At 53.2% G+C, this 7,226-nt stretch carries 3 protein-coding genes and 1 pseudogene; 3 read left to right on the top strand and 1 reads right to left on the bottom strand.

Annotated elements, in window-relative coordinates; all coding sequences use genetic code 11:
• The 3 genes and pseudogenes from LAT75_RS14695 to LAT75_RS14685 form a co-directional block, all read left to right on the top strand.
• Nucleotides 1-188: pseudogene (locus LAT75_RS14695) on the top strand (MFS transporter); the annotation flags it as partial.
• 342 nt (nt 189-530) lie between these two features.
• Nucleotides 531-2,498, top strand: a complete 1,968-nt coding sequence (locus tag LAT75_RS14690) for a hypothetical protein (RefSeq protein WP_291483436.1) — start codon at nt 531-533, stop codon at nt 2,496-2,498.
• A gap of 35 nt (nt 2,499-2,533) precedes the next feature.
• Entirely contained in the window at nt 2,534-6,850 is a 4,317-nt protein-coding gene (locus tag LAT75_RS14685; protein ID WP_291483435.1) for an FISUMP domain-containing protein, read from the top strand.
• Nucleotides 6,851-6,963: 113 nt separating this feature from the next.
• On the opposite strand, the gene LAT75_RS14680 is transcribed toward LAT75_RS14685, so the two are convergent.
• On the bottom strand, nt 6,964-7,226 hold a 263-nt coding region (locus tag LAT75_RS14680; RefSeq protein ID WP_291483434.1), incomplete at its 5' end, for a DUF4143 domain-containing protein.

Below are 7,226 nucleotides of genomic sequence, written 5' to 3'. Positions count from 1 at the left end.
TGTTCAGCGCGGAATTCCTGCTGTTCACCGTCGCACAGTCGCTCTCGACCCTCGCGGTGTCGCTGCTGCTGGAGTTCAACATCCTGGAGCTGCAAACCGCCATCCTGATCTTCTCGGCCGGCCTCGTACTCACGGGCATCATCTGGCTGCTCACCGTAGCAAGGCGCGAAAAAGCGGACGTGGGGTGAGATAGCACGCGGATCGGGCGGATTGGGCCGGATTTTCGCGGATTTTTTTGGGGATGATGGGGGATGGAGCCCAATCAGGCTGCCCCTTCGCGACCTTCGCGCAACCCCATCGCGCCCTTCGCGGTAAAACCGGCAGCTGATTTTTACCACAAAGGCCGCAAAGGATCTCGCGAAGTGCACGAAGCCAGCCCCGCCCCGTAAGCCCGATAATTTCTGCCAGGCACCGATTTTACTTCAGCTTTAAAGCTCAAAACAATATCTTTACAAGAAGCCCGAAAAAATCACGGATTGGTAACAGTGCGCATCGGGCTTTGATAGTATTTTTTTCATTGTTTTGTCGCTATGTATTCTGAAACTCCGCTTGAACCGCCTTTTACTGCACCCCGCGCCCGTTTTGCTTCGCTTTGGCTTTTTGTGATGTGTGCCCTGCTTTTGCCCGCCCTGCTGCCCGGGTCCGCCGCGCAGGCGCAGGTGCTGCGGCAGATGGAGGTCGAGCGCGTAACCAACAACCGCGCTTTTGTATTTCAGGATTACCCCGGCTATGCGGCCGTGTACATCGAGAGCAGCATCCCCAACCTCAGCATTGCTTCCAACCTTGATATCATTGCCGATCTGAGCGACCCGGCTTCGGGGGTGTACCGGGTCATCATTCTGCCGCGGCCGCAGGCGCTCTACTTCCGCGCGCCCGGCTATATGGAGGCCCGCATGAGCACGGGCGTGCTGAATGCCCGGCAGGTGATTGAACTCCGCATAGATCCGCAGGACCGCAGCATCACCGATACCGGCGACCTGCTTATCCGCTCGGAGCCTTCCAGCGCGACCTTCACTGTCGAAGGACTGCCCGGCACCTACAGCACGCCGCACAGCTTCACCAACATCATCGCCCAAACTTACAACATCCGGGTTGAGCTTCCCGACCACGAAACCAAGCACGTGATTGTGCGCGTAGATCCGCTGCGGCCCACCGTGCGCGACGTGGTGCTGACCCCCACTTTCGGTTTCCTGAACCTGAATACCCCCAACGCCACGCTTTTCCTCGCAACGGATGAGGTGCCCGAATACCGGGTGACCTACACGCCCAACCGCAGCATCCGGCTCGATACCGGCACCTACAGCTACCGCATCAGCCGCCCGAACTACGAAGATGAAACCGGCCGCTTCACCATTGAACCCGGCCGGACAAGCATGCTTGAGGTCAGCCTGCGGCCGACCTACGGGTTCCTGGTGGTGAACACTCCCGATGCGCAGCTTTTCCTGCGGAATACGGCCGGCGGCGATGAGCGCCTGCAGCCCTATCAGCGGCAGCAGCCGGTGCAGATCGATGCCGGAACCTACAGCTTTCGGGTACAGCGTAATTTTTTCCAGCCGGTTTCCGGAAACATCACCATTCGCCCCGGCGAAACGAGCTTTCTTGCCCCGGAGCTGAGTCCGGATTTTGCTACCCTGCGGGTTCGGGCCAATGCGCCCAACTTCCAGCTCCGTGCCACCGACAGCAACGCGCCCGCAACGAACAACAGCAGTGAAATCAACCTCGAGCGCGGGCTGCGTACGGTTGTGGTATCGGCTCAGGGCTATGCCGACCTCAGCCTGCGGGTCAATGCACGGCCCGGCGAGCGCATCGATACTACGGTTGTACTCGAAAGCCTTGCCGCCCGGCAGGACCGGCAGCGGCGGGAACAGCTGCCGCGGGGCATCCTGAACGTGAGCACCGATATGCCCGACGCTGAAATTTTCATCAACGGAGAGCGGCGCGGACAAGGGGAAATCAGCATCTCGGTAGTGCCGGACAGCTATGAAATCGAAGTCCGGCACCCGCATCTCGCCCGACAGAAAAGCAGGGTAACGGTCGGCTCCGCAGCGGTAGTTGAGCAAAATCTGGTGCTGCTCCCCTCTAAAGGGCAGGCCGTGCTGCTCTCGGCCCTGCTGCCGGGCACGGGGCACCTCTACACCAACCGCAACCGCGGCTACTTCTACCTCGCCGGTGCGGCTGCCGCGGCCGGATTTACCGTTTGGGCCCGCTTCGACTACCTTGCTGCCGGCGAGCGCTACGAAAACGCTCAGCTGAGATATCAGCAGGCTTCCTCCCTCGAAGATGCTGCCCGCTACCGCGCCGATGTGCTGAAGGAATTTGGCAACCAAAGCACGGCCTATGATAACATGATGCTCGGCCTCGCTGTCTTCGGCGGCGTGTATGCCGTACAGATGCTCGATGTACTCATCCTCCGCCCCCGCTCCGGCTACCGCGACAGCCGCCAAACCGTGCAGGCGGGCTTCGGTCCGCAGGGTGCAAGCCTCACCCTCCGCTTCTGATGCCCAAACCGAACAGACCCGAAACACCTCCCGCCATGAAAAAGCTCTCCCTTACCCTCCTCACCAGCCTGCTGCTCGCCGCGGCCCTGCTCTACTGCACCAGCCCAACCGAGCCGGTTTTTGACAACCCCTACGATGAGGAAAGCGGGGCCTACATCCCGACCCCGGATCTGAATACAGCGCCGGTACATACTGTTCAGGCCACATCCGCACGAAGCGGCGGCTTTTTTGAATCAGACTTTGGCCGTCCGGTAACGCAAAAGGGTGTGTGCTGGAGCACTTCGGAAAATCCGACGATTGAGGATACCTGTACCAACGACGGGGAAGGACTGGGCTCCTTTACAAGTAATCTGTCAGGACTTTTTCCGGGTGAAAGGCATTATGTTCGGGCTTATGCCACCAATGATGACGGTACGATTTACGGCGGACAGCGGAGCTTTACGACACTATCGGGTGTGCCTGAACTTCAAACCGGACAGGCAGATGAAATCAGGGCGCTGAGCGCTGTAGCGCGGGCTACCCTCGGTGAAGAAAACGGCGCGGTTGTATTGGATTGGGGGCTCTGCTACCGGCCTGCCCAAAGCCCGGAAGAGGAAACCTGCCTTTCAGCAGTACAGCAGCAGCTGCTTGCAGGCGGGGCGCTCAGGGAAGCTGGGGATCTTTTTGCAGCTCGCGCCGCCTCCCAAAGGCTGGCACAGGCCGCCGGACGACAGAGCCGCAGCCTGAGCGCTGAAGCCGGTAGGCCGCAGCCCTCAGCAGGACCTGCATCCGAAAACCTGCAAAGCGGCCTCACCGCAGAGCGGGAGCAGCTGCAGCAGCGTCAGCCTGTGGCCGTGCAGCAAAGGCAGACACCGGCAAGAGAGCAAAGCTCAGATCACTTACCCGCACGGCTGCAAAACCGTGACCTCCCTGCGCTGCAGCAGCAAAACGAACTTTCGGGTCAGGCAGAAGGAGGGCCGGCAGCCGAAATTCTGAATACTGCTGACGGCAGCTTCACCGTACAGCTGACCAACCTTCAGGCGGACACCGGGTACGAGCTCCGGGCCTGGGCAGTGAATGACGCGGTTGGAGTGAGCTACGGAAATGTGGTTTCGTTTACAACAATGGACGGCGTACCGGAAATAGAGTCGCAACCCGCAGCTTCTGTTACGGCTTTTTCTGCTTCGGTTGAAAGTATAATTGAAAAAGATGGTGGCGATCCTATTACCGCACGCGGCACATGCTATGGGGTTATGCCGAACCCTGACCGGTCTGATAATTGTATAGCCGCCGGACAAGGTTTGGGAAGCTTTGAAATTACACTTGAAGAACTCAATGCGGACACGCAGTATTTTGTGCGGGCCTATGCTGAAAACAGGGTTGGGGTGCATTTTGGCAATCAGATCAGCTTCGCTACCAACGACGGCTTGCCGGGCATTACCACAAACCCGGCATCAGAAATCAGGGCATTTTCTGCGATAACGGGAGGAACCATTCAGCCGGACGGCGAAGCTCCTGTAACCGGGCGTGGGGTGTGTTACGCAACTACACAAAACCCTACTATAGACGATAGCTGCGTATCAGCAGGGCAGGGTGCCGGCAGTTTTTCTGTGACGCTTGGCGAACTCCTGCACGACACGCAGTATTTTCTCCGGGCTTATTCCTTAAGTGCCGCAGGGGTCGGGTACGGAAATACGGTTTCATTTATAACAATGAACGGGGTACCGGGTATTCAGTCACAGTCCGCTGAATCTGTTACAGCTTTTTCAGCGAGTGTTCGCACTGTAATAGACTCGGATGGTGGTGATGCCATAACGCTGCGCGGGATTTGCTACTCGGCGAGTGCAGATTCAGACCAAAGCCCGAATTGCATTGAAAGCGGACAGGGGACAGGTGTTTTTGACGTAACAATCGAAAACCTGACGCCTGACACTTCATATTTCGTGAGGGCATTTGCAGAGAACGGAGTAGCCCGCCACTTTGGTAATCAGATCAGCTTTAATACAAATGATGGTTTGCCGGGCATAACGACAACACCGGCTACTGAGATTACCGCATTTACAGCACGGACCGGGGGAGTGATAAATACAGACGGAGAGGCCCCGGTCATAGAGCGAGGAGTTTGTGTATCAACTGCTGAAAACCCAACGCTGGAAGACACCTGTTTTTCAAGCGGTGTAGGTGAGGGAAGCTTCACGGTTATACTTGAAGGGCTAATGTACGACACTCAGTACCATATAAGATCCTTCGCACAAAGCGAAACAAGTGTGGGTTATGGAAACCAAGAAACATTTATAACGCGTAACGGAATAGCCGAACTAACCACTAACGCTGTAAGTAATATCCTTGCATTCTCAGCTGTTGTTGGTGGGGAAATAACCGATGATGGCGGTGCTCAGATTACCGCGCGCGGTGCATGTTACGCAACATCAGAAAATCCGTCATTGGAAGATACCTGTGTTTCTGCTGGTTTGGGTTTGGGCAGTTTTGAAGTAAGTTTCTCTGAACTTAACCCTGACACGGAATATTTTGTGCGAGCGTATGCTCAAAATGATGTCGGCTTATATTTCGGAGCGCAGGTGAACTTTACCACTAATGACGGACTTCCGGGGATTACGACAACACCCGCTTCCGAAATCCGTGCTTTCTCCGTGTTGACTGGAGGCGTAATTGAGGCAGATGGTGAAGCACCTGTTACTGAACGGGGCGTATGTTATGCAGCTACAGAGACGCCAACACTAAATGATACATGTATTGCGGCAGGAGAAGGTATTGGCACTTTTTCAGTAATAATAGAAGGCCTGACGCCCGATTCACAATACTTTGCGAGGGCTTATTCTGTTAGTGCAGCTGGTGTAGCTTACGGCAATGATGAAGGATTTACCACGCGGGACGGAGTAGCTGATGTAACTACTACAATCGCTACTAATATATCAGCAGTTACAGCCATAAGCGGGGGAGAAATAACGGATGATGGCGGTGCACAGATAACTGCGCGGGGTTTATGCTACGCCACTATGCAAAACCCGACCTTACAGGATATTTGTATATCGGGAGGTGAAGGCTTGGGGAATTTCTCGCTATCAATAGTTGATCTTGTCCACGACACAGAATTTTTCGTCAGAGCCTATTCGCAAAGCGATGCAGGAGTGACCTATGGAAACCAAATCAGCTTTATAACCCGTGATGGTATTGCGACCCTAACAACGACTGAAGCTTCAGATATTTTAGCCTTTTCAGCTGTAACAGGCGGCGAAATTATTGATGATGGCGGCGCCCCCTTAATTGAACGCGGAGTTTGTTATAGTATCTTTCAAAATCCTACTCAGGATGATACATGTGTAGCTGCAGAAGAATCAGTGGTAAGCTATTTTGTGACTTTAAGTGATCTCACGCCAAATATGAATTACTTTATTAGAGCATACGCAGAAAATCAGATTAGTACATTTTGGGGTAATCAAGAATCATTTACCACACGTGATGGTATTCCAATAATTATGACTAGGGAGCCTTTTGATATTGGGTATACTACAGTTAAAACGGGTGGTGAAATATATGATAATGGGGGAACTGAGATAACAGAAAAAGGTGTGTGTTACGTACAAGGAGTTGGTATTCCGGACTTAAATAGTAGCTGCGTAAATGATGGTCTTTCCGAAAACTATTTTGACGTTGAAATAGATAATTTAACTCGTGGTGAAATTTACACGGTTAGAGCCTATGCGTCAAATAGTATTATTACTGCATGGGGAGATTTGTTTGAATTTACTACAAGTGATTGGTTAGTAGATACAGTGACAGTAGTTAGTAATGTTTTTAACCCTGCAACTGGCCGCACTTGGATGGACCGGAATCTGGGTGCTGCTAGAGTCGCGATGGCGAGTAATGACCAAGGAGGGTATGGTCACCTATATCAGTGGGGGCGTCATGCCGATGGTCACCAGTACTGGCATACGGGAACATTTAATGGGTTAAGCGATACTGACCAGCCAGGGCATAGCTGGTTTATTCGTACCTCAAATGCTCCATGGGATTGGAGGAATCCTAAAAACGACGGTTTTTGGCAAGGAGTCAATGGAATAAACAATCCATGCCCCGAAAATTATCGTATTCCAACTGTTGCTGAATGGGAAGAAGAGATGGCAACTTGGAGTACCAATAATGCTGCAGGAGCGTTTGCTTCACCATTAAAATTAACTGTAGGGGGTAGGCGTTCTAATACTGGTAGCCACTTTGATGCTGGTCAGAGTGGTAGGTATTGGGCCGCAGATATAGCGGAAAGCTCTGTTTACGTTGTACATTTTTTAAATACTGCTGGACTTTCACACACTTCACGTGCTACTGCCGCATCTGTACGTTGCATTCAGGATTAATAATCACCCGCAATATCTCTAATGATAATATTGCTTTTGGTATTGGGTACTATTTTGAGCACAACAATGTAAAACGTTTTGCCAACTTCTTCGGAAAAATCAGGAATAAACCCTCACTCCGTCAAAAACCCCCGGTAATTCTCCCGTGTAATTACCTCAAAACTACTATGCGGGTAGGTTTCAAAAAACTCAGCCGGTTTGCGGACTTTGGCGGCGGGGCTCCATTTGAATTCGAAGGTGCTCAGCCTTCCGCCGGCTTCTTCGAGGTAGTCGATTTCCTTGCGGTCGTAGGTGCGCCAGAAGTAGCGATTCGGGAACTGCCGTTGGTTGTGCAGCAGCTTCATCCGCTCGGTAACGCAAAAATTCTCCCATAGTG

The organism is Cyclonatronum sp. (genome assembly GCF_022565315.1).
Taxonomy (GTDB): Bacteria; Bacteroidota; Rhodothermia; order Balneolales; family Cyclonatronaceae; genus Cyclonatronum.
This window is presented reverse-complemented; position numbering and strand designations above follow the sequence as displayed.

Excerpts from the sequence above, each read along its gene's own strand:
- LAT75_RS14690 (WP_291483436.1), top strand. The coding sequence starts at position 531 with ATGTATTCTGAAACTCCGCTTGAACCGCCTTTTACTGCACCCCGCGCC.
- LAT75_RS14685 (WP_291483435.1), top strand. The coding sequence starts at position 2,534 with ATGAAAAAGCTCTCCCTTACCCTCCTCACCAGCCTGCTGCTCGCCGCG.